The sequence below is a fragment of the Halomonas sp. DP4Y7-1 genome (assembly GCF_019800705.1).
GTDB lineage: Bacteria > Pseudomonadota > Gammaproteobacteria > Pseudomonadales > Halomonadaceae > Halomonas > Halomonas litopenaei_A.
In genome coordinates, this window is sequence record NZ_JAHVKS010000003.1 from 255,114 (window position 1) to 280,367 (window position 25,254).

The 25,254-nt window shown below is 63.2% G+C and carries 20 protein-coding genes and 1 other RNA gene; 10 read left to right on the plus strand and 11 right to left on the minus strand.

What is annotated here, in order from left to right; genetic code table 11:
• Positions 1-176: 176 nt before the first annotated feature.
• Positions 177-2,243, minus strand: a complete 2,067-nt coding sequence (gene glyS / locus KUV72_RS07555) for a glycine--tRNA ligase subunit beta (protein ID WP_222237915.1) — start codon at positions 2,241-2,243, stop codon at positions 177-179.
• A 2-nt stretch (positions 2,244-2,245) separates the two neighbouring features.
• Complete coding sequence (gene glyQ, locus KUV72_RS07560; RefSeq protein ID WP_206942105.1) at positions 2,246-3,208, minus strand: glycine--tRNA ligase subunit alpha; 963 nt, start codon at positions 3,206-3,208, stop codon at positions 2,246-2,248.
• Positions 3,209-3,300: 92 nt separating this feature from the next.
• On the opposite strand from glyQ, the gene rfaD reads away from it, so the two are divergent.
• Both rfaD and waaF read left to right on the plus strand, forming a co-directional pair.
• Positions 3,301-4,257: an ADP-glyceromanno-heptose 6-epimerase gene (gene rfaD, locus KUV72_RS07565; RefSeq protein ID WP_222237916.1), complete on the plus strand. Its 957-nt coding sequence runs from the start codon at positions 3,301-3,303 to the stop codon at positions 4,255-4,257.
• Positions 4,250-5,338, plus strand: a complete 1,089-nt coding sequence (gene waaF, locus KUV72_RS07570; protein ID WP_222237917.1) for a lipopolysaccharide heptosyltransferase II — start codon at positions 4,250-4,252, stop codon at positions 5,336-5,338. The genes rfaD and waaF overlap by 8 nt, the downstream gene beginning before the upstream one ends.
• 20 nt (positions 5,339-5,358) lie before the next feature.
• Here the strand turns inward: waaF and KUV72_RS07575 are convergent, their stop codons facing one another.
• The 3 genes from KUV72_RS07575 to KUV72_RS07585 form a co-directional block, all read right to left on the minus strand.
• Positions 5,359-6,993 carry a sulfatase-like hydrolase/transferase gene (locus KUV72_RS07575; RefSeq protein ID WP_206942109.1) on the minus strand — a complete coding sequence of 545 codons (1,635 nt, stop codon included), beginning with the start codon at positions 6,991-6,993 and terminating at the stop codon, positions 5,359-5,361.
• A 99-nt stretch (positions 6,994-7,092) separates the two neighbouring features.
• Positions 7,093-7,905 (minus strand): glycosyltransferase family 2 protein, encoded by an 813-nt coding sequence (locus tag KUV72_RS07580; protein WP_222237918.1) that lies wholly within the window; start codon positions 7,903-7,905, stop codon positions 7,093-7,095.
• Between the two features lie 228 nt (positions 7,906-8,133).
• On the minus strand, positions 8,134-9,231 hold the full coding sequence (locus KUV72_RS07585) for a glycosyltransferase family 9 protein (RefSeq protein WP_222237919.1): 1,098 nt from the start codon (positions 9,229-9,231) through the stop codon (positions 8,134-8,136).
• A gap of 37 nt (positions 9,232-9,268) precedes the next feature.
• Between KUV72_RS07585 and KUV72_RS07590 the strand changes: the two genes are divergently transcribed.
• Positions 9,269-10,402, plus strand: coding sequence for a glycosyltransferase family 4 protein (locus KUV72_RS07590; protein WP_261317390.1), 1,134 nt, complete (start codon positions 9,269-9,271; stop codon positions 10,400-10,402).
• On the opposite strand, the gene KUV72_RS07595 is transcribed toward KUV72_RS07590, so the two are convergent.
• Positions 10,399-11,043, minus strand: coding sequence for a 3-deoxy-D-manno-octulosonic acid kinase (locus tag KUV72_RS07595; RefSeq protein WP_315857865.1), 645 nt, complete (start codon positions 11,041-11,043; stop codon positions 10,399-10,401). The two genes, KUV72_RS07590 and KUV72_RS07595, sit on opposite strands and share 4 nt — an antisense overlap.
• A 94-nt stretch (positions 11,044-11,137) precedes the next feature.
• On the opposite strand from KUV72_RS07595, the gene KUV72_RS07600 reads away from it, so the two are divergent.
• Genes KUV72_RS07600 through waaA form a run of 3 tightly spaced genes read left to right on the plus strand, consistent with a single transcriptional unit; the run spans position 11,138 to position 15,001 of the window.
• On the plus strand, positions 11,138-12,247 hold the full coding sequence (locus KUV72_RS07600) for a glycosyltransferase family 9 protein (RefSeq protein WP_222237921.1): 1,110 nt from the start codon (positions 11,138-11,140) through the stop codon (positions 12,245-12,247).
• Positions 12,237-13,667 (plus strand): bifunctional D-glycero-beta-D-manno-heptose-7-phosphate kinase/D-glycero-beta-D-manno-heptose 1-phosphate adenylyltransferase HldE, encoded by a 1,431-nt coding sequence (gene hldE, locus KUV72_RS07605; protein ID WP_206942119.1) that lies wholly within the window; start codon positions 12,237-12,239, stop codon positions 13,665-13,667. The genes KUV72_RS07600 and hldE overlap by 11 nt, the downstream gene beginning before the upstream one ends.
• Positions 13,668-13,669: 2 nt before the next feature.
• The gene (waaA, locus tag KUV72_RS07610) at positions 13,670-15,001 is read left to right on the plus strand and encodes a lipid IV(A) 3-deoxy-D-manno-octulosonic acid transferase (protein WP_222237922.1); all 1,332 of its coding nucleotides are present in this window, start codon (positions 13,670-13,672) and stop codon (positions 14,999-15,001) included.
• On the opposite strand, the gene rpiA is transcribed toward waaA, so the two are convergent.
• A complete protein-coding gene (gene rpiA / locus KUV72_RS07615; protein ID WP_222162257.1) occupies positions 14,979-15,653 on the minus strand; it encodes a ribose-5-phosphate isomerase RpiA in 675 nt (224 codons plus the stop codon). The genes waaA and rpiA overlap by 23 nt on opposite strands.
• 155 nt (positions 15,654-15,808) lie before the next feature.
• On the opposite strand from rpiA, the gene ilvA reads away from it, so the two are divergent.
• On the plus strand, positions 15,809-17,323 hold the full coding sequence (gene ilvA, locus KUV72_RS07620; protein ID WP_222237923.1) for a threonine ammonia-lyase, biosynthetic: 1,515 nt from the start codon (positions 15,809-15,811) through the stop codon (positions 17,321-17,323).
• Between the two features lie 743 nt (positions 17,324-18,066).
• Here the strand turns inward: ilvA and KUV72_RS07625 are convergent.
• The 3 genes from KUV72_RS07625 to KUV72_RS07635 form a co-directional block, all read right to left on the minus strand.
• Entirely contained in the window at positions 18,067-18,720 is a 654-nt protein-coding gene (locus KUV72_RS07625) for a 5-formyltetrahydrofolate cyclo-ligase (RefSeq protein ID WP_222237924.1), read from the minus strand.
• A gap of 6 nt (positions 18,721-18,726) precedes the next feature.
• Positions 18,727-18,911, minus strand: a non-coding RNA gene (gene ssrS / locus KUV72_RS07630) — 6S RNA.
• Positions 18,912-19,038: 127 nt separating this feature from the next.
• Positions 19,039-19,350, minus strand: a complete 312-nt coding sequence (locus KUV72_RS07635; RefSeq protein WP_206942127.1) for a cell division protein ZapA — start codon at positions 19,348-19,350, stop codon at positions 19,039-19,041.
• Positions 19,351-19,571: 221 nt separating this feature from the next.
• Between KUV72_RS07635 and KUV72_RS07640 the strand changes: the two genes are divergently transcribed.
• The 3 genes from KUV72_RS07640 (at position 19,572) to KUV72_RS07650 (ending at position 23,801) form a co-directional block, all read left to right on the plus strand.
• Positions 19,572-20,156 (plus strand): UPF0149 family protein, encoded by a 585-nt coding sequence (locus tag KUV72_RS07640; RefSeq protein ID WP_222162254.1) that lies wholly within the window; start codon positions 19,572-19,574, stop codon positions 20,154-20,156.
• A 902-nt stretch (positions 20,157-21,058) separates the two neighbouring features.
• Positions 21,059-22,315 carry a 2-octaprenyl-6-methoxyphenyl hydroxylase gene (ubiH, locus tag KUV72_RS07645; protein ID WP_222162511.1) on the plus strand — a complete coding sequence of 419 codons (1,257 nt, stop codon included), beginning with the start codon at positions 21,059-21,061 and terminating at the stop codon, positions 22,313-22,315.
• A gap of 298 nt (positions 22,316-22,613) precedes the next feature.
• On the plus strand, positions 22,614-23,801 hold the full coding sequence (locus tag KUV72_RS07650; protein WP_409995883.1) for a UbiH/UbiF/VisC/COQ6 family ubiquinone biosynthesis hydroxylase: 1,188 nt from the start codon (positions 22,614-22,616) through the stop codon (positions 23,799-23,801).
• A gap of 96 nt (positions 23,802-23,897) precedes the next feature.
• On the opposite strand, the gene KUV72_RS07655 is transcribed toward KUV72_RS07650, so the two are convergent.
• Positions 23,898-25,208, minus strand: coding sequence for a S41 family peptidase (locus KUV72_RS07655; protein ID WP_206942130.1), 1,311 nt, complete (start codon positions 25,206-25,208; stop codon positions 23,898-23,900).
• Positions 25,209-25,254: the final 46 nt, after the last annotated feature.

Consider the following 25,254-nt stretch of genomic DNA (forward strand, 5'->3'; position numbering starts at 1 on the left):
ACATCGCCAGCCCTTATGTCACGTGTTCAGCTCCTGTGTTCAGTTCCTGTCCAGGCCCTGTGTTCAGTTCCTGTCCAGCCCTAGAGTGAGACCTTTCCGCTGGTGAGGGACATGAAAAAGGCCGACCCTTGGTGGGTCGGCCTTTGCCGAAACTATCAAGCGAGAACAGCGTCCTGCTATTGCTGAAGCTCCGCGATGTCGGCAACTTCCAGGAACAGCGCCTGCAGGCTTGCAAGCAGAGCCAGGCGATTGGCGCGAACGGCTTCGTCGTCGGCCATGACCATCACCTGATCAAAGAAGGCATCCACCGGGGCTCTTAGGCTTGCCAGCACATCAAGGGCATCGCTGTAGCGCGCCTGCTGGAACAGCGGGGTGACTTCACTATCACAGGTACTGACAGCACGCTGCAGTGCCTTCTCTGCGTCTTCGCTGAGAAGGCTCTCGTCCACTGACACGCTACCATCGTGCTGCTGCTTGCTCAGGATATTGCTGACGCGCTTGTTGGCTGCGGCCAATGCCGCGGCCTCGTCACGGCCGGCAAAATGCGCCACGGCGCGCAGACGGCGGGCAAAGTCCAGGGGACGAGTCACCGGGCGGGCACGCACGGCCAGGTACACTTCTGCACCAATGCCTTCGTCCTGGGCCCAGGCACGGAAGCGGTCGAGCATATAGCCCAGCACGTCCTCTACCAGACCCTCGGCCTTGGGCAGCGAAGCGTGCTGTGCCACCGCCAGTTCCAGCAGCTCGCGTAGATCAAGATTGAGCTCGCCCTTGACCATGATGTTCAGCACGCCGATGGAGGCACGGCGAAGCGCGAAAGGATCCTTGGTACCACTGGGACGCTGCCCAATGCCAAAGATGCCGGTGATGGTATCCAGTCGATCAGCGATCGCCAGCGCCTTGCCGGTCAGAGTGGCAGGAATGGCATCCGATGCGAAGCGGGGCAGGTACTGCTCCTCAAGCGCCTGGGCGACCTCCGGGTCTTCCCCATCATTTTGCGCATAGTAGCGGCCCATGATGCCCTGGAGCTCCGGAAACTCGAGGACCATCTCGGTGACCAGGTCACACTTGGCAAGGGTGGTGGCTCGACGTGCACGTGAGGCATCGCCGCCAATCTGGCCGGCAATGTGAGCGGCGACCTCGGCGCTGCGGGCGGCCTTGTCGGCCAGGGTGCCCAGCTGCTTCTGGAAGACCACGTTGGCCAGGCCGTCGATCCGGTTGGCCAGGGGCTGCTTGCGATCGGTGTCGTAGAAGAAGGCGGCATCCGCCAGGCGCGGACGAATGACCTTCTCATTGCCCGCGATGACCTTGTCCGGCTCGCGGCTGTCAATGTTGGACACCGTGATGAAGGCGGGCTTCAGCTTGCCTTCCTCATCAAGCAGGTGGAAGTACTTCTGGTTGGCCTTCATGGAGGAAATCAGGCACTCGGCAGGGACGTCGAGGAAGCGCTCATCGAAGCTGCCGGTCAACGCCACTGGCCATTCCACCAGGCCGCTGACTTCTTCGAGCAGGTCTTCGTCAATCACCGCGGTGGCTTCGAGCAACTCGGCTTCGGCCAGCACCTGTTCGCGGATGCGTTCGCGGCGCCGGGTCCGATCGGCGAGCACCCAGGCATCCTCGAGTGCCTGCAGATAGTCGTCAGCATGCCCCAGGCTGATGGCTTCCGGGGCATGAAAACGGTGTCCACGGGTGTCGCGACCTGCTTCAAGTCCAAGTACGGTAGCCGGTACGACCTCGTCACCGTACAGCGCCACCAGCCAGTGCACCGGGCGGGAAAATTCTACGCGAGAAGCGCCCCAGCGCATGTTCTTGGGAACCGGCAACGCCGACACGGCCTTGTCGATGATGGCGGGCAGCAGGGCAACCGTGCTTTCCCCCTGCTGCTGTTCACGAAAGCCGAGCCAGGTGCCTTTGTCGGTTTCAAGATGAATCAGCTGGTCCACCTCGACCCCACAGGAACGTGCGAAGCCCTGAGCAGCCTTGGTCGGCTCACCGTCCTTGAACGCTGCAGCGAGAGCGGGGCCGCGCTTCTCGATCTCACGGTCGGGCTGCTTGTCGGCCAGGGCTTCCACCGTCACGGCCAGCCGTCGTGGTGAGGCGTAGGCGGCGATCGCCTGAAAGTCGACGTCGGCATCGACCAGGCCGCGGCGGATGCCTTCGGCGAAGGCATCGGAAAGGGTGTCGATGGCTCCGGGCGGAAGTTCTTCCACACCGAGTTCAACCAGGAGGGTATGGGCAGCCATGCTTATGCGTCTCCCTGGGCGGCAAGGGGTTCGTCGTCGAGAAGTTCACGCCGTAGTGCTTCCGGCGCCAGCGGGAAGCCGGCTGCCTTGCGTGAGGCGTAGTAAGCGTGGGCCACGTCACGGGCCATGGTGCGCACGCGCAGGATATAGCGCTGGCGTTCGGTGACCGAGATGGCGTGACGGGCGTCGAGCAGGTTGAAGGTATGAGAGGCCTTCAGCACTTGCTCGTAGGCCGGCAGCGGAAGGTTGGCTGCCAGCAGCTTCTGGCACTCGCTTTCCTGATGGTCAAAGTTGCCGAACAGGGCGGGCACGTCGGCGTGCTCGAAATTGTAGGTCGACTGTTCGCGCTCGTTCTGCAGATAGACGTCACCATAGCTGACGCGTGTGCCGTCCGGGGCAATGGCCCATACCAGGTCGTAGACGCTGTCCACGTCCTGCAGGTACATGGCGATACGTTCGAGACCGTAGGTCAGCTCACCGGTAACCGGGAAGCACTCGATGCCACCAGCCTGTTGGAAGTAGGTGAACTGGGTCACTTCCATGCCATTGAGCCAGACTTCCCAGCCGAGGCCCCAGGCACCGAGGGTGGGGGACTCCCAGTTGTCTTCGACGAAGCGAATGTCATGCACCAGGGGGTCGATGCCAAGTCGCTCCAGCGAACCCAGGTAGAGCTCCTGAAGATTGGCCGGGGACGGCTTCATGACCACCTGAAACTGGTAGTAGTGCTGCAGGCGATTGGGGTTTTCGCCGTAGCGGCCATCGGTGGGTCGGCGTGACGGTTGAACGTACGCGGAGTTCCAGGTTTCGGGTCCGATGGAGCGCAGGAAGGTCGCCGGGTGAAAGGTGCCCGCACCGACTTCCATGTCCAGCGGCTGCATGATCACGCAGCCTTGTTCGGCCCAGTACTGTTGCAGGGCAAGGATCAGGCCCTGGAAGGTTGCCACGTCTGGCGTCGACTGTGTCATTGGGAAGCACCGTTGGCCATGAATTCACGAGCCGTCAAGTATACAATCACAGGCAATTCGGTTATAGGCACAGCGCCAACAGAGGTTTCCCCATGATCGTAGTGACAGGCGGAGCCGGCTTCATCGGCTCAAATCTGGTCAAGGCATTCAATGACCGTGGACGCACAGACATCCTGGTGGTCGATGACCTGAGGGATGGCACCAAGTTCGTCAACCTGGCGGACCTGACGCTGGGCGACTACATGGACAAGGACGAGTTTCTCGCCAGGGTGCAGGCCCACATGCGCGGAGAGCTGAATCAGCTGCCGCCCATCGAGGCGATCTTCCATGAGGGCGCCTGCTCGGATACCACCGAGTGGGATGGCCGCTTCATGCTGGAAAATAACTTCACCTACTCCAAGGAGCTGCTGCATTTCTGCGAGCAGGAAGGCATTCCGTTCCTCTACGCGTCTTCGGCGGCCACCTACGGTGGAAGCGAGGTGTTCGTGGAGTCGCCGGAACACGAAAAACCGCTCAACGTCTACGGCTACTCCAAGCTGCTGTTCGACCAGTACGTACGCTCGCGTCAGGACACCCTCACGACCCAGGTAGTCGGCTTCCGCTACTTCAACGTCTACGGCCCGCGCGAACAGCACAAGGGCAAGATGTCCAGCGTGGCGTACCATCACCACACCCAGATCAGTGCCGGTGAAGACCTGCGCTTGTTTGGCGCATGGGACGGCTATGAAGCGGGCATGCAGAGCCGCGACTTCGTCTACGTCGGGGATGTGGTCGACGTCAACCTGTGGTTCCTGGACAACCCCGAGGTGTCTGGCATCTTCAACCTCGGCAGTGGCCGGGCGGAGCCATTCAAGGCCATCGGCGAGACGGTGGTCGACTTCTACGGCAAGGGCAAGATCGAGTACATCGACTTCCCGGATGAACTCAAGGGACGCTATCAGAGCTACACCCGCGCCGATATTTCTCGTCTGCGCGAGGTCGGCTATGACAAGGAGTTCCATACGGTGGCACAAGGCGTGACACGCTATCTGGAGTGGCTGAATGGCTGATGCAGCCCACGCTGCTCCACTGCACCGGGCAGGGACGCGCCTGTCCGGTCAGCGTCTGTTGGTCGTTGGTCCGAGCTGGGTGGGCGATATGGTCATGGCCCAGAGCCTGTTCATGACGCTCAAGCAGCAGGGGGCTGCCAGCCTGGCGGTGGTGGCGCCGTCCTGGTCCCGGCCCATCCTCGAGCGCATGGATGAGATTGACGAAGTGGTGGAGCTGGGCGTCGGTCATGGCGTCTTTGGCCTTGCGCCGCGCCATCGTCTGGCACAGTCGCTGAAGGGCCGCTTCGACCTGGCCCTGGTGTTGCCGCGCTCGTGGAAGTCAGCGCTGGTGCCGTTTCTGGCCCGGGTGCCACGGCGGGTGGGGTTCACCGGTGAACATCGCTACGGGCTTTTGACCGAGCGCAGGACCTTGAATCGTCGCGTTCTCGACCAGACCGTCAAGCGTTTTGTCTCGCTGGGCCTGCCGGCGGCCACTGCCACGGCGGGTGACTTTGAGATACCCAGACCGTTATTGCGGCAGGATGCCGACAACCTGGCCCGCCTGCATCGTGAACACGGCCTTGGCGTGCGGCCGGCCATCGGCATGATGCCTGGTGCAGAGTACGGCCCCGCCAAGCAGTGGCCCCTGGCCTACTTTCATCGGCTGGCCGCTGAACTGATCACGCAAGGCTTTGAGGTCAGGGTGCTGGGTGGGCCCAAGGATCGCGCCGCAGGAGAAGAGATTGTCAGCGGCCTCGAGCACGCCCATAACCTGTGTGGTGCGACGCGCCTGGAAGATGCTGTCGACCTGCTGGGCGACTGTCGTCAGGTCGTGACCAACGACTCCGGGCTGATGCATGTGGCCGCGGCGGTAGGGACTCGCATCCAGGCCATCTATGGATCCTCGTCACCCGCGTACACACCGCCTCTGACCAGCAATGCGCGGATTCACTACCTGGCACTGTCCTGCTCGCCCTGCTTCGAACGCCAGTGTCCGTTGGGCCACACCAACTGCCTCAAGCAGATTACCCCTGACACCCTGCTGGATGCGATCACGGCGGATCAGCAGCTTATCGATACACCGTCTCGTATCAACGCCTGATCGCCATTCGGGGATCGCCATCAAGGTTGGTGCGGAGCTTCCGGTGGCGCATCCGGCTGTCCGCTGGTGCGATAGGCGGGCGCAAGGCCTTCCCAGAGACGCTCCTGCAGCGCGGTTTCTTCACGCATATAGCCGTTGAGGGCTTCCAGCCCTACCTGCTCTGCCAGCGTTGGCTCGCCTGAAAACAGGGAGACGCCAAGGCCTGCTCGGTGCCAGTCGATGGTAAAACCCATGGCTTCCAGCAGCGTCGGCAGGGTATCCATGGTCGTCGCTTGGGTCGAGATACGGGCAGGTGTCAACGCGTTGCCCATCATCATCAAGGTGTTGGTCCTGGGGGTCTGGATCAGTTGGTCCCAGGCGGACACGCGCATAGTCAGGTGGTCACTGGCAATGACGACCAGGGTGTTATCCAGCAGTTGCTCGTCTTCCAGCTGCTCAAGCAGACGCCGGGTGAGCCAGCCTGAGCACTTCACCGCGTACAGGATATCGACACCGTCGTGCACACCCTGTTCGGCCTCGCACGCCTGGGACGGATAGCCCGCCGGGGCATGGGCGGACAGGTTCAGCAGCGTCATGTTCCATGGCCCCTGCTGGCGGTCCAGGCGGCGTATTTCGTCCACCGCCATCTCGTAGAGGCTATCGTCGTAGAGCCCCCAGCTGTTGAGGTATTGGCTGTCATCCAGGCGCTCCACCAGCTGTTCTCGGCCCAGTACGCGCTGGTAGGCGTGGTCGGTGTAGAACAACCCCTTGCCGGCGAACTCGGTGCTGGCTCCGCCCATGAAGGTCTGGCGGTAGCCGAGGCGTGCGAGCAAATCCCCCAGGCAGTCGACTCCAGGAACCACGTGGTGCAGGGGATCGAACTGACTGTCATGCAGCAGCCCCGCTGGCATCAGCGGCGTGCCACACTGGCTGGCAATCATGCCGGCCATGGTCCAGCCCGTATTATCGATCTGGCGCACGTTGTCAAAGACGACGGCCTGGGGCTCCAGTGCCGCGAGGTCGGCGTAGGCGTCGCCAAAGCGCGCCGTGTCCGAGTAGGTGCGCTCCAGGCTTTCAAGATAGATCAGCAGCAGGTTGGGCGGGCGCTGGGGCGCCTTGAGAATGACCGGATCCACGTAGCGACGATCGAGCCAGGTCCCTGGGTCTGTGACCACCGCGGCGCCGCGCTGGCCCATGGAGTAGAACATGGGATTGCCCAGCAGCAGCACGAAGGCCAGCCAGTGGTCCCAGCGTTGCCAGCGGTAATCGGCCCGCACCAGCCAGGTATAGCCGGCAAGGATCAGCACCATGGCCAAGGTATAGATGATGGCGGCAATCGTCCGCTCGCTGCCCCCATGCTGCGAGATGCCCGCCTGGAGGTGAAAGTAGACAGCACCCATATCCACCTGTCCGAAGCTGCTGGCCAGATAGACATAGATCCCCCAGAACGCCAGTGGAACCAACGCCCAGGGGATGACCCGGATACGCAAGCGAGGCGGTGGCGGATCGCCCCAGCGCTTCCAGCCAGCCACCAGGCACCAGATGATCGCCGGTATCGGCAGGCACCAACCGGGCAGGCGCGTGACCATGACCACGGCATGACCGATGGCCAGGCCCAGCAGCAGGTGGACGGCCCAGCGCAGCCAGGGAGACGTGATAGGGAAAGGTACAGGCATGTTCGAGGCGCCCAAAGGTCAATCCATGAAGCCATTGTCGCCCGGGAGTCGCGAATCAGCAGTGCTGACCGCGGAGGTGCGAATCCTTCGCTTGACGCACTAGCGCGTCGACGTCGAGTCGTCGTTACCTGACGACCCGGTTGGACGGCTTCCCTGGCGCTCGGCTCGCTCGTTTTCGTACAGTTCGTTCAGCTTTGCATACTTCATGTACGCATGGAATGCCGTCGTGATCGCGACGGTCATACCATCCTGACCCTGCAGCAGACCTCCCTTCAGCACCAGCTTGCGCAGCATGGCGGTGAGCGCATGCAGGCTGGGGCGAAGCGCAGAGGGGGTGACACCCCGTTCCTTCATCGCCCAGGCATCCCGGGTCGACAGCTGATCGATCCGCTGCATCCAGTGTGACAGGTCACGGTAGGTGAAATGGCTCAGGTGAGCATCGACATCGACCACCGTTGGCGCCTTGACGGATGAGTGCGCCTTCTTGGGCAGATAGCCCGAGGTCGTGCGGTTGTATAACCGCGTCACCGGATCAGGATAGAAGCCCGCGGCACGTATCCAGTGTCGACCTGCGAAGTTGCGTCGCCGAAAGCGATAGGCCGTCTGTGGGTCTTCCAAGGTCAGCTCGCGAATGGCGGCGACAGCGTCGTCATCGAGCCGTTCATCGGCATCCAGCGCCAGGATCCAGTCATGTCGTGCCTGGGGGACGGCAAAGGCCTTCTGCGGCCCATCACCCAGATAGGGTTGATGAATCACCTTCGCACCCGCCGCCTCGGCCAGCGCTACGGTGTCATCGTCGCTGCCGGAGTCCACCACGATGATTTCATCGCACACGGGTTGCAGCGACGCGATGGCCCCTTCGACATTGTCCTGTTCGTTGAGGGTAATGATGATGCCGGTAATCGGAGTCATGGCGACATGCCTGCTGTGGTGATGCGAAAGATGAAGCGAACGACCCGCTGACGGACAGTAGACGCGGTGTCCAGTGTGCATCAGCGTGTCAGGACTATGCGGGTGTGCACAACAAAAGTCGATGGGTGCCGTTGGTCCTGGGCTTAGCAAATCAGGCTTGGCAAATCAGGCCTAGCGAGACAGGCCTAGCGAGACAGGCCTAGCGACACTGGGTTGGCAAGACACGACTCATGACGTGGCTCGCCTGTCGGCGTCGACCAGTGTCGCCGCGATGGCTGCTGCGGCCTCGTCCAGGTCTACCGCGGACATGTCGCGAGCCTGGTCCCCTGGGGGCGGGTGAAAGGCCAGCCGATGTTCAGGGGCATTGCAGGTTTGCCAGCGCAGCGGTGTCGCTGAACGGTGGGACGGATAGAAGCCTACCGTGATCACATCGAGACAGCCCGCGATATGCAGCGGGCCGGTGGAGCCAGCAACGAAGGCGTCAGCGGCGGCGATACTGCAGGCAAAGTCAGCGAGCCCTGCGGCAGGGGGCAGACGCCGGGCGCTTAGGCCAGCGCTTTCCAGGCGGGCGACAAGAGTATTCGCTACCGCGTCTTCCCCGGGCCCAGCGGTGACGATCCAGTGGGGCTGAGTGGCGCCCTGCTGCCGCATGCGGCGATCGACGTCCTGTGCCAGCTGGGCGTAGGCGTCGGGGCTGAGGTTGACCGCTGACCCCCCGCTGCCAGGATGCAGATAGATCCAGCTCCCGGTGGAGGCAAGACCAAGTTGGCTGGCCAGCGCCAGGCGCCGTTGCTCCTTGTCATCCTCGGGTTGAGGCCAGAAGGGGGGGCTGACGGCTTCGCCCGGCGACAGCGCCAAGGCCTCGACCATCGCCTCTGCCAATTGCTGGTTGTAGACGTATTCGGGCCGGTCAGAACGGGATCTGCGCTGAGTGATCCGGCGGTTGTAGAATAGCTGCGCCCACTTGGTCGCGGGGGCCATGCGCAGCGGAATCCCGGCACGCAACCCTAGCCAACCGATCCGCGTGGTGGAAAACAGCGTCAGCAGTGCCGTGAAGTGCCCCTGGCGCAGAGATGCGAGCAGCTGACGCTGCTGCGCTTTCGGCGCGTCGTCGCCTGGGTCCAGAATCACTTCGTCGATCCACGGGCATAGCCTGGCGACGGGCGCCGTGTAGGATGGCACCAGCGCGGTAATATGTGGTGCCGGGCGTGCTGCCTTCAGCGTGGCCAAGGCTGGCCAGGCAAGCATGAAGTCGCCAAGCTTGTCGTTGCGCACCACCAGCAGTCGAGGGGTGCTTGCGTCGGCCGTGGCCGTCGTTGATGTCATCAGGGCTCCCGAGCCCGCCATCGGAAAGGAGACCACCTTGAGTCACAAGGTCATGCATATCTGCCTGTCGGACGGCTGGGGCGGACTGGAAATGTATCCGGCGAGGATTATACCGGAGCTGGCCGCCCGTGGGTGGGAGACGCACGCTCTGGCACTGGCGGACTCACGGGTAGCGCAAAGCCTCGAAGGCGCTGGTGTCGTCCCTCTGACCACTGCCTCGCGCACGTCAGCGCTGTTTGCCGTGGGGCGTTGGCTGGCGTATCTGCGCGAGCACGACATTCGTCTGCTGCATTGCCACAAGTCCAGCGATCTGCGACTCGCTGCACTGCTGGCGACGCTGAGGCCGAGTCTGGGCGTGATCTTTACCGACCATATGGGCGTCACGCGGCCGAAGAAGGACCTCTACCACCGCTGGGCCTACGGCAAGGTCGATCGATTGCTGTCGATCAGTGACGCGACCCGTCGTCGTAACCTCAAGGCCTTTCCACTGCCCGCCGAACGTATCCAGCGGCTGTATCTGGGGATCGATCCGGCGGCGTTGGCACCGCGCCTGGATGCGGGTGAGCGGCGCGCCCTTCGAAGTAGCCTGGGCCTGCCGGTCAAGGCGGTGACCATCGGGGTGGCGGGTCGGCTGACACCCGGCAAGGGACAGCAGGTGTTCATCGAAGCGCTGGCTCTGCTGCTGCGCGAACATCCGGCACTCGACGTGCACGGGGTCATCGTTGGCGGTCTGGCAGCAGAAGAGGGTAGCCGCGAGGAGTACGTGGCGGAGCTCCAGGCGCGAGTCGAGGAGTTGGGACTGTCATCGAGGGTGACCTTCACCGGGTTTCGGCGGGATCTCGCGCGGTTATTCGAAGTGCTCGACGTGGTGTGCGTGCCGTCACGCAATGAAGCCTTCGGACTGACAGTGATCGAAGCGATGGCGGCAGGCAAGGCGGTGATCGGCTCACGCAGTGGTGCCATTCCTGAACTTATCGATAGCCACAGTGGCCGCCTGGCAGATCCCCAGGCGCCCCAGGAATGGGCATCTGCGATGGCCGAGCTGTCGGCCGACAGTGAGCTGCGAGCGCGTCTGGGCAGCGAGGCAAGGCTCAGGGTGAAACAGCATTTTCTGCTGTCACGCCACGTCGAGGGACTGATCGATGTCTACGCTGACGTCATCGACGCTTAGTGGGAGCGAGAGCCTTCCTCAGAACGGTAGCCTCGCTGGATGTCTGCCAGTGCCTGGGCGGCGGCTGTTGAGGTTGCACAGAAGCGCTCAAGGGAGCGGCCCAGACGTGCCAGGTTGGCGTCCTGCCAGCGCCCGGGGCGGCGCAGGCGACAGCGATCAAGGTCAATCAGCCAGACCTGCCTTGTGGTGTCGATGAGCAGGTTACGTGCGTTGAGGTCGACATGGTCCAGGCCCTGGTCGTGGCACCGCCGGATCACGCGTCCGACGTCGATCAGCAGCTCGGCATCGACCTCGTGGCTGGCCAGCGCCTCGGCCAGAGCACGAGTCTGGGGCAGGCGCTGGGTGATCAGCGCGGCCTGATAGGTGGGCCCCTGACGTATGACGCCCCCCAGGATCGGCCGTGGCACCGGCAGCCCGGCGTCAAACAGCGTAGCGGTCAGTTCTACCTCGCGGAAGGCGCGGGTGCGTTCGATGCCGGTCCACAGGTAGTGACTGCGAGACAGGCGTGCCACCATACCGCCACGCCGATAGGGTCTCAGCACCCATTGCTGCTCGCCCAGATCGAGAAACAGACTCTGGCCTCGACCAGGCGCCTGGCCGACGACATGACCACTGTCTCGCCAGTATTCCGGGTCCAGCAAGGACGCTCCGATTTGTGGCGTTAGACCAGCGTCACATAAACTAGTGGCATCGTATAAAATGCCCACCTTTCCTGATTGATACGTTGCCAACCGCATGAAGCATCCTCTGCCCGCTCGTCCAGCCCACATCGGCGTGCTGCGTCTCTCCGCCCTGGGAGATGTCTGCAACCTGGTGCCCACGGTTCGAGCCCTGCAGCGCCAATGGCCCGAAGCGCGGATCACCTGGATCATCGGCAAGGGCGAACACAGTCTACTGACGGGCTTGTCAGGGGTCGAGTTCATCGTCTACGACAAGTCCACTGGCCTCAAGGGCATGCGCGCGCTGTGGCGAGAACTGGCCGATACCCGGTTTGATGTGCTGCTGCACATGCAGCAAGCGCTGCGGGCCAGTGTGCTGTCACTGGGACTCAAGGCCGATGTGCGGGTGGGTTTTGATCCGGCTCGCGCCAAGGATCGTCAGTACTGGTTTACCCATCGTCAGCTGGCCCCGCGTGATCGCGCTCACGTTCTCGAGTCCTTCATGGACTTTGCTCGCTTGATGGGCGTCGAGGATGACAGCCTGGAGTGGCGCCTGCCGATACCCGAGGCGGCTTACCAGGAAGCCCGTGAGCTGACCGGGGAGGCGGGCTACGTGTTGATCAGCCCCTGTGCAAACCCGCGTCTGCGCAATTTCCGCAACTGGTCGGCAGAAGGCTACGCCGCCGTGGTCGAGCATGCCTGGACCCAATATGGCCTGAAGACCGTCATGACCGGTGGTGGCAGCACCCAGGAAAGAGAGATGGGCTCGCGCATCCAGGGCCTGTGCCAGAGTGATGCGGTGATCGACGCCATCGGTGGCACGTCGCTCAAGGGCCTGCTGGCGCTGATCGATCGGGCCCGTGCGGTCATCGCTCCGGATTCAGGACCCGTGCATATGGCCAATGCCCTGAACACACCGGTGGTGGGCCTGTTTGCGACGACCAATCCGGATCGTGCCGCCCCATACCTTTGGCGAGACTATGTGGTCAATCGCTACCCCGACGCCGTGCGCCAGTTCCTGCACGAGGACGCTGACACTATCACCTGGGGGCAGCGGGTGCGTCACCCGGACGCGATGTCCCTGATCAGCGCTGACGACGTCATTGCGCAGCTAGACCGACTGCTGGCCGATACTGCCGCCTCTTCCCGCTCCGACCTCGATAGGGAGTCCCCCGATGAAGCTTGATTTGACCGCGCTTGAGCGCTCCCGCGTACTGGTGGTGGGCGACGTCATGCTGGACCGCTACTGGCATGGGGGAACCTCGCGGATCTCGCCCGAGGCGCCGGTGCCGGTGGTGCGGGTGGAAGAGTGCGAAGATCGTCCCGGGGGCGCCGCCAACGTTGCGCTGAACATTGCCTCGCTGGGCGCTCATGCGGCGCTGGCTGGGTTGGTCGGGGACGATGACAATGCCGACCGCCTGACGACTCGCCTGGAGGAAGTGGGAGTAAGTACTCACTTTCACCGTACTCCTGGTGTGCCCACGATTACCAAGCTTAGGGTAATGAGCCGCAACCAGCAGCTGATCCGCCTGGATTTCGAGGACGGGCTCGACAAGATCGATACCAGCGAACTGGCCCCGCGACTGGTAGAGGCCACCGACAGTTTCGACCTGGTGATCCTGTCCGACTATGGCAAGGGCACCCTGGCCAATGTCGAAGCGGTCATTCCCGAGATGCGCCGTGCCGGCAAGCGCGTGCTGGTGGATCCCAAGGGCAGCGATTTTCGCCGCTACCGCGGTGCCAGCGTGATTACCCCCAATCTGGCCGAGTTCGAGGCGGTGGTCGGGCCTTGCCCGAGCGATGACATCCTGGCCAGCAAGGGAGAAGCGCTGCGCCAGGAGCTGGACCTGGAAGCGCTGCTGATCACCCGTAGCGAAAAGGGCATGACGCTGATTCGCGAAGGGCAAGACCCCTTGCACCTGCCGACCCGAGCACGTGAGGTCTATGATGTGACCGGTGCCGGCGATACCGTGATTGCCGTGCTTGGGCTGGCTCTTGCCGCCGGGCATGGCTTTGCCGAGGCCATGACCTTGTCCAACCTGGCGGCGGGCCTGGTGGTGGCCAAGCCCGGCACCGCGACCCTGTCGATTGCCGAGCTTTATACCGCTCTGCATGGCGATAAGTTGGCCGAATTCGGCGTCATCGAAGAATGTCCGCTGGTGCTTGCGGTGCGCGCAGCTCAGGCGCGCGGTGAACGGGTCGTCATGACCAACGGCTGCTTCGACATTCTGCACGCAGGCCATGTGGCCTACCTGGAGCACGCTCGACAGCTGGGTGATCGCCTGATCGTGGCGGTAAACGATGACGAGTCTATCCGTCGGCTCAAGGGGCCCAAGCGACCGATCAACCCGCTTCACCGTCGGATGCAAGTGCTGGCGGGCCTGGGGGCCGTCGACTGGGTGGTGCCCTTCGCCGAAGAGACTCCGGCACGGCTGATCGAAGCCGTGCTGCCGGATGTACTGGTCAAGGGGGGGGATTATCGGCCCGAGGACATCGCGGGCGGCGAGGCGGTCCGCGCTGCCGGTGGCGAGGTCAAGGTGCTGGGCTTTGAGGACGGTGTCTCCACCACCGCCATGATATCGACCATCCTCGACCGTGAGGGCTGAGCATGCGCTGGCCGCGGCTTGCCTATTCAGGCGCGCTTTGCCTGCTCTCGCCGGTGATCTGGCGACGAGTGTGGCGGGAACAATTGGTGGGACGACCTCGAGCAGAGCGCCTTGGCTGTTTGCTGCCCTTCGCCGATGAGCGTCCAAGGCTCTGGCTCCATTGCGCATCGGTAGGAGAGGTCGTCGCCGCCCGCCCGCTGATTCGAGCGCTGCGCTTGCGGCACCCTGATCATCGGCTGGTGGTCAGCACCATGACCGCCACCGGCGCCGAGCGCGTGGCCTCGTTGGCCGAGGACGTGCCTGAGGCGGAGGCTGCGGCCCCCTTGAGCCACGTTTTCGTGGCGCTGGACTTTCCTGGCGCGGCGCGGCGTTTCGTCCAGCGCCTGGCACCGCAGCAGGCCATCTTCTTCGAGACCGAGCTATGGCCTAACCTGCTCAACGCCTGTGTCCAGCAGAGCATTCCCGTTGCGGTGGTCAATGGACGACTGTCGCCACGCGCCTTTCGCGGCTATCGCCGGCTGCGCCCGCTGATGGCCCAGGCGCTGTCCTGTGTCGATTGGCTGGCGGCCAAGTCCAGAGACGACGCTGAGCGCTTCATCGCGCTAGGCATGGCGCCCCAGAATATTCAGGTCGTCGGCTCGATGAAGTTCGACATGACGGTGGATCCCGCCTCTCAGGTGGTGAGTGAGCGCTTGCACGCAGCCATTGGTCATCGACCGGTCTGGGTCGCAGGATCGACCCATCCGGGTGAAGACGAGCAGTTGCTGGAGGTGCATCGACGGCTGCTGGAGCGCTTCCCGGATGCGTTGCTGGTGCTGGTACCGAGGCATCCGCAGCGCTTTGATGACGTCGCCGAACTGTGCCGTGAGGCCGGTTTCGACACCGTCCGCCGTTCCCGCGGACGTGTGCCCAGCGCTCGGGTCCATGTGTATCTCGGTGACAGCATGGGCGAGCTGCAGGCCCTCTACGGGTGTGCCGACCTTGCGTTTGTGGGGGGCAGCCTCGTGCCGATCGGAGGACACAACCTGCTGGAGCCCGCCATGATGGGGGTGCCGGTGGTTACCGGACCTCACCTGGAGAACTTCGCGGACGTCGCCCAGGCGTTGCGAGATGCCGCAGCGCTGGTCGAGGTTGCCGATGCCGAGGAACTGAGTGAGCGAGTGGCGGCGTTACTGGAAGATGGTGAACAGCGTCAGCGGCTCAGTGAGGCTGGGCAGCACGTGCTTGATACCCATCGAGGTGCGTTGGACGCGACCCTCGATGGGCTGGATGCGCTTATCGATGCACGATGCAGTGAGCGCGCACGGGAGCTTACGCCGGCAGTTGACGACTGACGCCTTCAGCACTGCCGAGCAGCAGCACGTCGGCGGGACGAGCCGCAAACAGCCCATTGGTGACAACGCCGACGATGGCATTGATCTGGCGCTCGAGGGCGACGGCATCGTCGATCTCGAGACCATAGCAATCGATGATCTGGTTGCCGTTGTCAGTCACCACGCCCTCGCGGTAGACCGGGTCCGCACCCAGCTTGACCATTTCACGCGCCACGTAGGACCTGGCCATCGGGATCACCTCGATCGGCAGCGGGAAGTCGCCAAGTCGTGCCACTCGCTTGGACGCATCGGCGATACAGATGAAGGTGGTCGAACAGGCGGCCACGATCTTCTCGCGGGTCAGTGCGGCACCCCCGCCCTTGATCATATGCAAGTGAGCATTCACTTCGTCTGCGCCGTCCACATAGACTGGGAGTGTGCCAACTTCGTTCAGTTCATACAGATCGATGCCATGGTCCTTCAAGCGCTTGGCGCTGGCCTCGCTACTGGCGACGGCACCGCGGAAGTCGCCGCGCAGCGCTGCGAGTCGATCGATGAAGAAGTTCGCGGTCGAGCCGGTGCCGACGCCGATCACGATGTCTTTGCCAAGCATCGGGCGCACTTCATCGATGGCGGCTGCCGCGACAGCGTCCTTGAGTTCGTCCTGGGTCATGAGATACCTGCGCAGGGGTCTTCAAAATGGGTGGGCGGCGATCATTATAGGGTAAACGTGCACAGACAGCAGCCGAGGCGACTGGCGCTGGACGCCAGGTGCAGCGCGATGCTAACAATAGGGGCTTTGCTTGCCCCCTCACGCTGGATACCAGAATGCTCGAAGCTACCGTCAAGAAGATCCTCCAGGCCCGGGTTTATGAAGCGGCCCGTGAAACGCCGATTTCCCCGGCTCCCATGCTGTCTCGACGGTTCAACAACCAGATTCTGATCAAGCGTGAAGATCTGCAGCCGGTGCACTCGTTCAAGATTCGCGGCGCCTATAACCGTATGGCCCACCTCAGCGACGAGCAGAAGGCCAAGGGCGTGATCGCGGCCTCTGCGGGAAATCACGCTCAGGGACTGGCGCTTGCCGCCAAGTTGATGGGCGTCAAGGCGGTGATCGTAATGCCGCGCATCACCCCGGAAATCAAGGTCGCCGCCGTGCGAGGCTGGGGCGCCAAGGTCATCCTCAAGGGCGATGCCTTCGCCGCTGCTGCAGAGCATGCTCACGAGTTGGTGGAGCAGCACGGCTATACCTACATCCCGCCGTTTGACGACATCGACGTGGTCGCCGGTCAGGGGACCGTCGCCATGGAGATTCTGCGCCAGCATAGCGGCCCCATTGACGCCGTCTTCATTCCGGTGGGCGGCGGCGGATTGATCGCCGGCATGGCGGCCTACATCAAGTACCTGCGCCCTGAGATCAAGGTCATCGGGGTCGAGTCCGAGGACAGTGCCTGTCTCAAGGCTGCCCTTGAGGCGGGTGAACGGGTGGTGCTGGACCGGGTGGGGGTATTCGCCGAGGGCGTCGCCGTAGCGCAGATCGGCAAGGTGCCTTTTTCACTGATGCGCGACCTGGTCGATGACGTGATTACCGTCAACACCGATGAGATGTGTGCGGCGGTCAAGGATATCTTCGAGGATACCCGTGCCGTGTCAGAGACCTCGGGGGCGCTGTCGCTGGCCGGACTGAAGAAGTATATCCAGGAGAGCGGCGCCCAGGATCAGACGCTGGTATGCATCAACTCTGGCGCCAACACCAACTTTGACCGCCTACAGCATATTGCCGAACGGACCGAGCTGGGTGAGCAGCGTGAGGCGATCCTGGCGGTGACGATTCCTGAGCGCCCAGGCAGCTTCAAGAAGTTCTGCCGTACCATCGGCAAGCGTATGGTGACCGAATTCAATTATCGCTACGCTGATGCCGATCAGGCCCATATCTTTGTCGGTGTGCAGGTCAAGCCCGGTGGCGAAGATCGCCAGGCGTTGATCGGCCGTCTGTTCGAGGCGGGTTATCCGGTCGAGGACCTCACCGACAACGAGCTGGCGAAGTTGCATATTCGCCATCTTGGCGGAGGTCGACCCCGCACCGAGTTTGTTGAAGAAGCCTATCGCTTCGAGTTCCCCGAACGTCCCGGGGCGCTGATGAATTTCCTGACCCACCTCCCCCAGGACTGGAACATTTCGCTGTTCCACTATCGCAATCATGGCGCGGCCTATGGTCGAGTGCTGGTCGGTATGCAGATTCCCAATGGCGATCGCAGTCATGTGGAAGAGCATTTCGATGCCATTGGCTATCGCTATTGGAAGGAAAGCGACAATCCCGCCTACCAACTGTTCATGGCATAGCGTTGGGGCATGGCTTCTTGGCATCGCTTCAGGGCATCGCCAAGAGCCCCGAGTACAGCACGGTATCGGCCCTGTCAGCGCCACCGACACGGAATGAGTAACGGTGGCCAGCAGGGCCTTGTCGAAGGGGAATGCCGTCATCCGCGCATGTCATGACGGAGGACAGTGAATAGCGTGCCAAGACATCTTGGCAGTTGGGATCAAGCGGCGTATCCTGCGCGCGAGCGCTGACTTACTTGCTGGGCCAGAGCTGGTCTGTAGACGTGCGTCATGCCACTAGAGTGGTAATTGCCATGCATAAGTGCCCAGCCTATAGTCTGAGCTTGGGAAGCGCTGAATAAATCAGCCGAGCGGAATGAGGCGCAAGGCGCCCGCAGCGCAGAACCCGGAGCCTATGCGGTATAGGTGAGGAGTTCGAGCAGCGCGCAACGCGGCGAATCGTCTGCACAGGCATTTATGCAGTGTTTCCTTAGTTGCTTCGACCTATAACATCAAGACAATACGGCAGGCGGCCGTATATACGGAGTCAGGAATGAGACGCAAGCCCGATCTGATCATGTCACTGGTGCTGGTTTTCGGTCTGGGAGTCGTCGCCACCGGCTATGCCCAGGCGCTGGTCGGCGGCTGAAACCGACCAGAGGGAGAGATCTCCCGCGCCATTGAGCACGACATCGGCAGATATCGCGATCCGGCCGCCCACCATGGGCGGCCGGATGCGTTTCAGGCCCTGAGCCGCGGCTGTTTCAGTGCGCAGGACGAATGACGCCTGCATCGCTGACGATGGCATCCAGGGGGACATCCCAGGAGGCGATCGGTAGGTGGTCCACTCGCTGTACATCATGGGCGAGCCCAATCAGGCGAGGCCTGGGGCCGCCGTGGTATTGCGCAGGATGGGCAAAGGCCAGGGTGCGGTCGTAGAAGCCCCCTCCCATGCCCATGCGCTGCCCTGCCGAGTCAAAGCCGACCAGAGGCAGCAGGATGGCATCGAGAGCCCAGGCAGGCATACGGTGTGACGGATGCGCCCCGAAACGGCTGTCCGGCTCGGATATGCCGAAGCGATTGGTCACCATGGGGGTGCGGGCGTCGTAGCGAACGAACCACAGGCAGTTGGCCGCCAAGGGGCGCAGTACCGGGAGATAGGCCTGGGCACGGCGGCGATGCAGCCAGCGAATGAGGGGCCGAGGATCGATTTCCCCGTCGTTGGGCAGGTAGAGCGCCACGTGTCGAGCGGTCAATAGCTCCGGCAGGCGACGCAGTGTCGCGACCAATGCCAGGCTCGCCGTCTGTTGCTGCTGCTGACTCAAGTCGCGGCGTCGGCGACGCAGCTCGCGTCGCAGCTCGGTGCGTGACAAGTGCCCGAGCGCTGTCTGAGCTTCGTGGTTGGAGCACAGATTCATCGTTCAAGGTTCCCCAGAATGCCGCTGTCGTTCTGGCCCTTGAACCCATAGGTTCAAGGTGGGTGGCCGCAGCCGAGCCGTCAGGCTTTCCGTCGCACGGACATGCACACGGGCCCGGCTAGCTATTGGCCCCCTGGGTACTGCTCATAGGCTCGAGGGACTATAACGACTGGCGCACACCCCAGGGAACAGCTACATGCTAACAGACAGCGAGGCTGCTCCAAAGCGAAGATGCCAATGAGGGACAAGCGCCCAGTGCAAACCGTCGCTGGCGGGTGTGGTCCTTTAGTGTGTCTGAGTCACGTGCGTCGTGGCGTCTCAGTCACGTGATTCGCGGGCTGGGGCGGTGGCCAAGGCCTGCTCCAGTCGGGTGTTCAGCTCACTGAGACTGGCCTCACTGGCGCGCTTCTCGTCACGCAAGCCAAGTAGCTCATGGGCCAGGTTGAGTGCCGCCATGATCGCGATCTTCTCGCGATCCACCATCTTGCCGCGTGCGTGAATACCCTGCATAGCCTGGTCCAGGTAGCGCGCAGCGCGCTCAAGGCCCTCTTGCTCCTCTGGGGCGCAGGCAATGGTATAGGGGCGCTCCAGCAGCGTAATGTCGGTGGTATGCCGCGTGGTATCTGTCATGGGCCTGGCTCCGGAAGGGCCTCGGTCAACGCAGCGCCGAAGGGGCAGAATGCGTTACCATCAGGGGTATCGATTGCGAGTCACTATAAGAGAGCCGTCAGCGGGGGGTCAACGCGAGGCATCATGACCGCGGGACCTTCGTCGATAGCGTGGGGGTGCCAGGCGTTGCTGCGGCCCTCCCAGTCCCCTCCCCGATGCCGTCTCTTTCAGCGGAAATTGCTATGTCACTGATTAACGAACGCCAGGATTTTTCCACCATTGCCGATACCTTCCTGCTGCACGGCAGCATGCAGTCGCCGGCCTTTCTGGATGGCCGTCTGTGTGCCGAGCTGGGGCTCCACGATCTGACGGCGGAAGGCTGGTTGCAGCAGGTCTGTTTAACCCTGGGGGTCGACCAGCCCAAGGATGAAGCCAGCGCTGAACGTCTGCTGGGTTGGCGCCGCCAGACCCTGGATGCGCTGTCAGGCAGCGAGCTGAATTTTGAGCCGCTGCTGCCTGACGAGCTGTTTTCCCTGGCCGAGCGCGCGCAGGGCCTGAAGGAGTGGACGCTCGGTTTTCTTGAGGTCGTTGAGGATGCCGGTGAAGAGCCGCGCAAGGCATGGTCGGCGGCGCTGGCGGAAGCCATCGACGACCTGGCAGGCCTGGCGGCCATCGACACCGATATCGATGACAGCGCGGAAAACGAAAACGACCTGTTCGCCTTGACCGAGCATGCGCGCATGGCGGCGATGTTGCTCTATACCGAACAGCATCCGGGCACGCCGCAAGTGGAAAAGGTCGACGAAGAACCGCCGACCACCCATTGAGGCGCGCTCCCAGGTGGCGTTCTACCGCTGCCTGGGCGCGCCCTGCCACGGACCAGGTGTCAGCGGTGTCGCCTGCACCGTCCGTTTCCCCCCTCGCCGCGGCCTTTGCCCTGAGCGCCCAAGCGATAGCCGCGGCGGCCAGATCTCTCCGCTCTCCCCTTGCTCGTTGTCGTTGCCGTTGTCTTTACCTCGCCTTGCTCGTCCGCTCCCTGGTTGAGCGCCTTGCCCTGCTGCGCTCTCACCTGGTCATGCCCTCTGCCGTCCAGTGAGCCCCTTCTCGATACGCAACCTTCACTCTGACGCAGAGCCTGCTATGCTGCGTATTGCTGGTTATTTTGTTGTGATCGTGGTGCTAACGGTATCGAAAATAGAGAAAACCGCCGACAGCTTGGATCTCGTGTCCTAGCGCGCCCGCGTGACATACGACGTCGTCAGCGGTCGCTCTCTGCTGCTGTCGACAGCACCGAGACGCCACTGGTCGATGCTGTCACTGTCGCCATTTGCTGGTGTGACGGTCAGGCAATGCTGCTGTTTATTGCTGGCAGCCAACGTAGAGGGTCACGTCAGGTGGCCAAGGCAGTTGATCGAGATCGACCGGAAAGGACGCTGAGGGCGCTTGGCCGGCAAGGTGACCCCGGCAGGACCTTGTGTCCGGCAGGAGGACTCAGCGATGCCAGGAGCGATTTTTTGGCTACTTGCTGCTGGCTTTATTGTTACACAATGTGGTTATTTTCTGATCGCCTCATCATGTTCAGAAAGCTTGTTACGTAAAATATTTACAGGATTACAGTATGACCGAAGGTCGTCCCCAGGATCAGGCGGCACCACAGGCGGTAGCGGCTGCCGATGCGCAAGACAATGCCCAGGCTGGTGCGGATACCGGAGGTGATGCCCCCGGCCAAATGGCGAGCGCCAGTGCGCCTTTGGGGGTGGCACGCGAGGAGGCGTCGGCCGGCGTTGAGCAGGTTGATGTCGCGATTATTGGTGGCGGACTGGTCGGCGCCAGCCTGGGCGTCGCACTGTCGCGGTTGATCCACGATCGTGGCTTGCGGGTAGCTGTCATCGAAGCTTCGCCAATGGCCGCTGCGACGGCCCCAGCCAGTGACTGGCAGCCCAGCTTCGATGCCCGGGCAAGCGCTATCGCGGCAGGGACCGCTGCGCACTTCGAGACCTTGGGTGTGTGGTCGGCCATGGCCCCCCAGGCGAGCCCCATCTCATTGATTCATGTCAGTGAGAAAGGGCGATTGGGGGCGACACGGCTGCGTGCGCAGGAAATGGGCGTCGATGCCTTGGGCTATGTGATCCCTAATGCGTGGATGGGGCAGGTGTTGCATCACCGCCTCGCTGAGCTGCCGTTGGACTGGCACTGTCCCGCAACGGTCGAGCACATCTCTGCCTGTGCTGGCGGACACCGACTGGTGCTGTCATCAGGTCGTACCTTGCAGGCAGGCCTTACGGTCATGGCTGACGGCGGTCGATCAGGCTTGAAAGAGGCGCTGGGCATCGAAAGTGATGCCACCCCCTACGAGCAGGTTGCGCTGATCGCCAATGTGGCGGTATCCCGGCCCCATGGAGGCGTCGCCTATGAGCGCTTCACCCGCGAAGGGCCGATGGCGCTGCTGCCTTTGCCCGGGCAGTCGATGGAGCTGGTGTGGACCCATGCCAGGGAAAGCGAGCAGCGTCGTCTGGCGCTGTCTGACCGGGGTTTTCTCGACGAGCTGCAGCGGGCTTTCGGCGACCGCGCTGGTGCCTTCGTCAAGGTGGGCAAGCGACACGTCTACCCGCTGTCACTGGTGACCGCACGTGAGACGACTCGGCCTGGCCTGGCGGTGATGGGAAATGCCGCCCATGCCCTCCACCCGGTCGCGGGGCAGGGCTTCAATCTCGCCCTGCGAGGCGTGATGGACCTGGTCGAGGCGATTGACCAAGGGCTGGAAGATGGCCATGCCCCGGGAAGCAGTGACACCTTGTCGGCCTTCGAACGGAGGCGCCAGGCGGACCAGCGTAATGTGGTGCGCTTCAGTGACGGACTGATCCGACTGTTTGGCATCGACCAGCCGCTGCTGTCCCATGCTCGTGCAGCGGGCCTGATCGGGCTCAACCTGAGTGGCCCGCTGCGCGGGACCTTGACCAGGCGAGCGATGGGGATAGAGCGTTAGGGCAACACGGGATAACTGCCTGCGCCAATGATTCGCTGCGCTGCGGGTGCCTAGCGGCGCTCGGCTGATGTATTTGGCGCTCCCTCAGGGAAGCGCGGCATCTCCATCAGGAGGATGAGACAGCAAGGCGGCGAGCGAAGCCAGGGGCATGGCGGTACACTGTGCCTGTCAGCGCGATGGCGTCAGGCAATGGTTCAGCATTCGACAACAGGCGGGGGCTAAGGTGAGCGAGCAAGATCAACACGCGGCCAGTGCGACGGCGCCAGAAGCCTATGATGTCGTGGTGTCGGGCATCGGCATGGTCGGTGCGGTTCTAGCCGTACTGCTGGGACGCGCCGGCTGGTCGGTAGCGATGGTCGACCCACGCCCTGGCCCTCTTGACCGGCAGAGGCTGCCGCTGGCGTCGCCTGCCCCTCGGGTAAGCGCCTTGACGCCTGTATCCCAGCGGTTGCTTCAGGGGATTGGTGCGTGGACGGATATTACATCACGGCGCGTAACGCCCTACACCGGCATGCAGGTGTGGGATGCCGAGGGCTCCGGCGAGATTCGTTTTCGCGCCGACCAGGCCGGGGTTTCGGTACTGGGCCACATCGTCGAGAACGACCTGGTGCTGGCCTCACTGGAAGCTTGCCTGGACGCGCTGCCGCAGATCAGGCGCTTTTATGGCCAGCGAATCGTCAGTCTGGCCGGTAGTGATGATATGCGTGAGGTGGGAATGGAGGATGGCAGAACGCTGTCGGCGCCACTGGTGGTTGGTGCGGATGGGGCGCGATCACCACTACGCGAGTTGGCGGGGATCGAGGTCAGCCAACATGACACAGGGCATCAGGCAGTGGTCACCACCGTCAGGACCGAGCGTCAGCATGGCGCGGTAGCGCGCCAGGCGTTTCTGCCCAGCGGACCCTTGGCCTTTCTGCCGCTGACGGTCGACGGCGACAGCCACTATTGCTCGATCGTCTGGTCGACCTCGCCTGAGCATGCGCAGCAGCTGTGTGAGATGCCGTCCGAGGCGTTGGGACAGGCCATGGGGGCTGCCGTGGATCACTGCCTCGGCGCGGTCGAGGTCCTCGACCAGGCGATCCGTTTTCCGCTGAGCCAGCGTCACGCTGAGCGCTACCACCAGCCAGGCCTGGCGCTGGTCGGTGATGCTGCCCATAGCATTCACCCGTTGGCCGGTCAGGGGGTCAATCTGGGCTTTCTGGATGCGGCAGTGCTGGCCGAAGAATTGCTGGAGGGCCGCCGCCGAGGCGTGTCTCCGGGCAACATTCGCCTGCTGGCGCGCTACGAGCGCCGCAGGCGCGGTGACAACAGCATGATGCTGGTGATGATGGATGGCTTCAGACGGCTCTTCGGAAGCCGCCACCCCGGTATTACCCTGCTGCGCAACCTGGGCTTGTCTGGCGTCGATCGAGTGTCACTGCTCAAGCGACTGATCATGCAGCAGGCAACCGGGTCGCGCGGGCGCCTGCCGGCGTCGTGTCGCTGATGACAGTCCGCACCGGTCGGCAGGCGTTATTGCCTAGGTGATGGCTCTGGTGATGGCCCAGGAGACGGTGGCCAGGATGACCTGGCCACCTGCGTCTTACTGAGGGGTGCGCTGGCTGATGACATTCAGCGCCTTGAGCAGGTTCAGGGCCTCGCCGAGCTGATAGTCTCCAGCCAGTCTGTCGCTCTGGTCGCTCCTGTCACGCTGGCTATCCTCGCCCAGGTGCCCTTGCAGGTCGGCTTCACGAATCCTCAAGCCGCTGCTTTCCGCGACCTCGAGTCGGCCCCGCACGACTTCCACATCGGGCTCGATGCCCTGGGCCTGAATCGAGCGCCCGTTGGGGGTGTAGTAGAGCGCCGTGGTCAGCTTCAGCCCTTCTCCATTGCCGAGGGGCAGGATCTGCTGCACCGATCCCTTGCCGAAGCTCTCGGTGCCCATTACCACGCCGCGACGCTGGTCCTGCAGCGCGCCTGCCACGATCTCGGCGGCGGATGCGCTGCCACCGTTGATCAGGATGACCAGAGGCACGTCGGGCGCCACGGTGCGACGAGTGGCGGAGAAGCTCATGTCGCTGTCGGCCAAGCGCCCTTCGGTATAGACGATCAGGCCTCTGTCGAGGAAGGCGTCGGCCACGTCCACCGCTGATTGCAGTACGCCTCCAGGGTTATTGCGCAGGTCCAGCACGATACCCGACTGGGCGCCCTCGTCCCGCAGCTCGGCCAGGGCATCTTCGACCTGCTCACCGGTGCGCGACTGGAACTGGCTGATGCGCAGATAGCCATATCCGGGCTCCAGCACGTCGCTCTTCACGCTGTCGGTGCGGATGATCTCGCGAGACAGGGTGACTTCCCTTGGGGCTCCGTCGCCGGCACCCACCACGGTGAGGCGGATGTCGGTACCTGGGTCACCGCGCATCATATCCACGGCTTCCTGCAGCGTCAGGCGGTCCGTCGGGGTGTCATCAATGCGCAGGATGGCATCGCGTGCTTCCAGGCCAGCCCGCTGGGCCGGCGTATCATCGATCGGTGTGATGACCGTGAGCTGGCCGTCGTCGAGCCCGACCTCGATGCCGATGCCGCCGAATTCGCCCTGGGTGGTCTCGCGCAGGTTGCGGAAGGCGTCCTCGTCCAGGTAACTGGAATGCGGGTCGAGCTCGGACAACATGCCGCGCATGGCATTCTTGAGCAGGGTGGCATCGTCGACTTCCTCGACATAGCCACGCTTGATCCGCTCGAAGACCTCCGAGAAGGCCTGTATTTCGTTGATCGGCAGCGCATCGTCGGCGCTGCTGGTCTGGGCCAGACTGGTGCCGGGCCAGGCCAGCAGGGCGGTGAGGCACCACGCCAGGCCGAGCCCGGTGACGGTCGCAGGGCGCGAGGGGCGATGTGCGGCTCGGTGTTGGAACATGCGGTCTCCGCTCGACGTAGGGGCAAGGTTCAAGCATAGCCCCAGG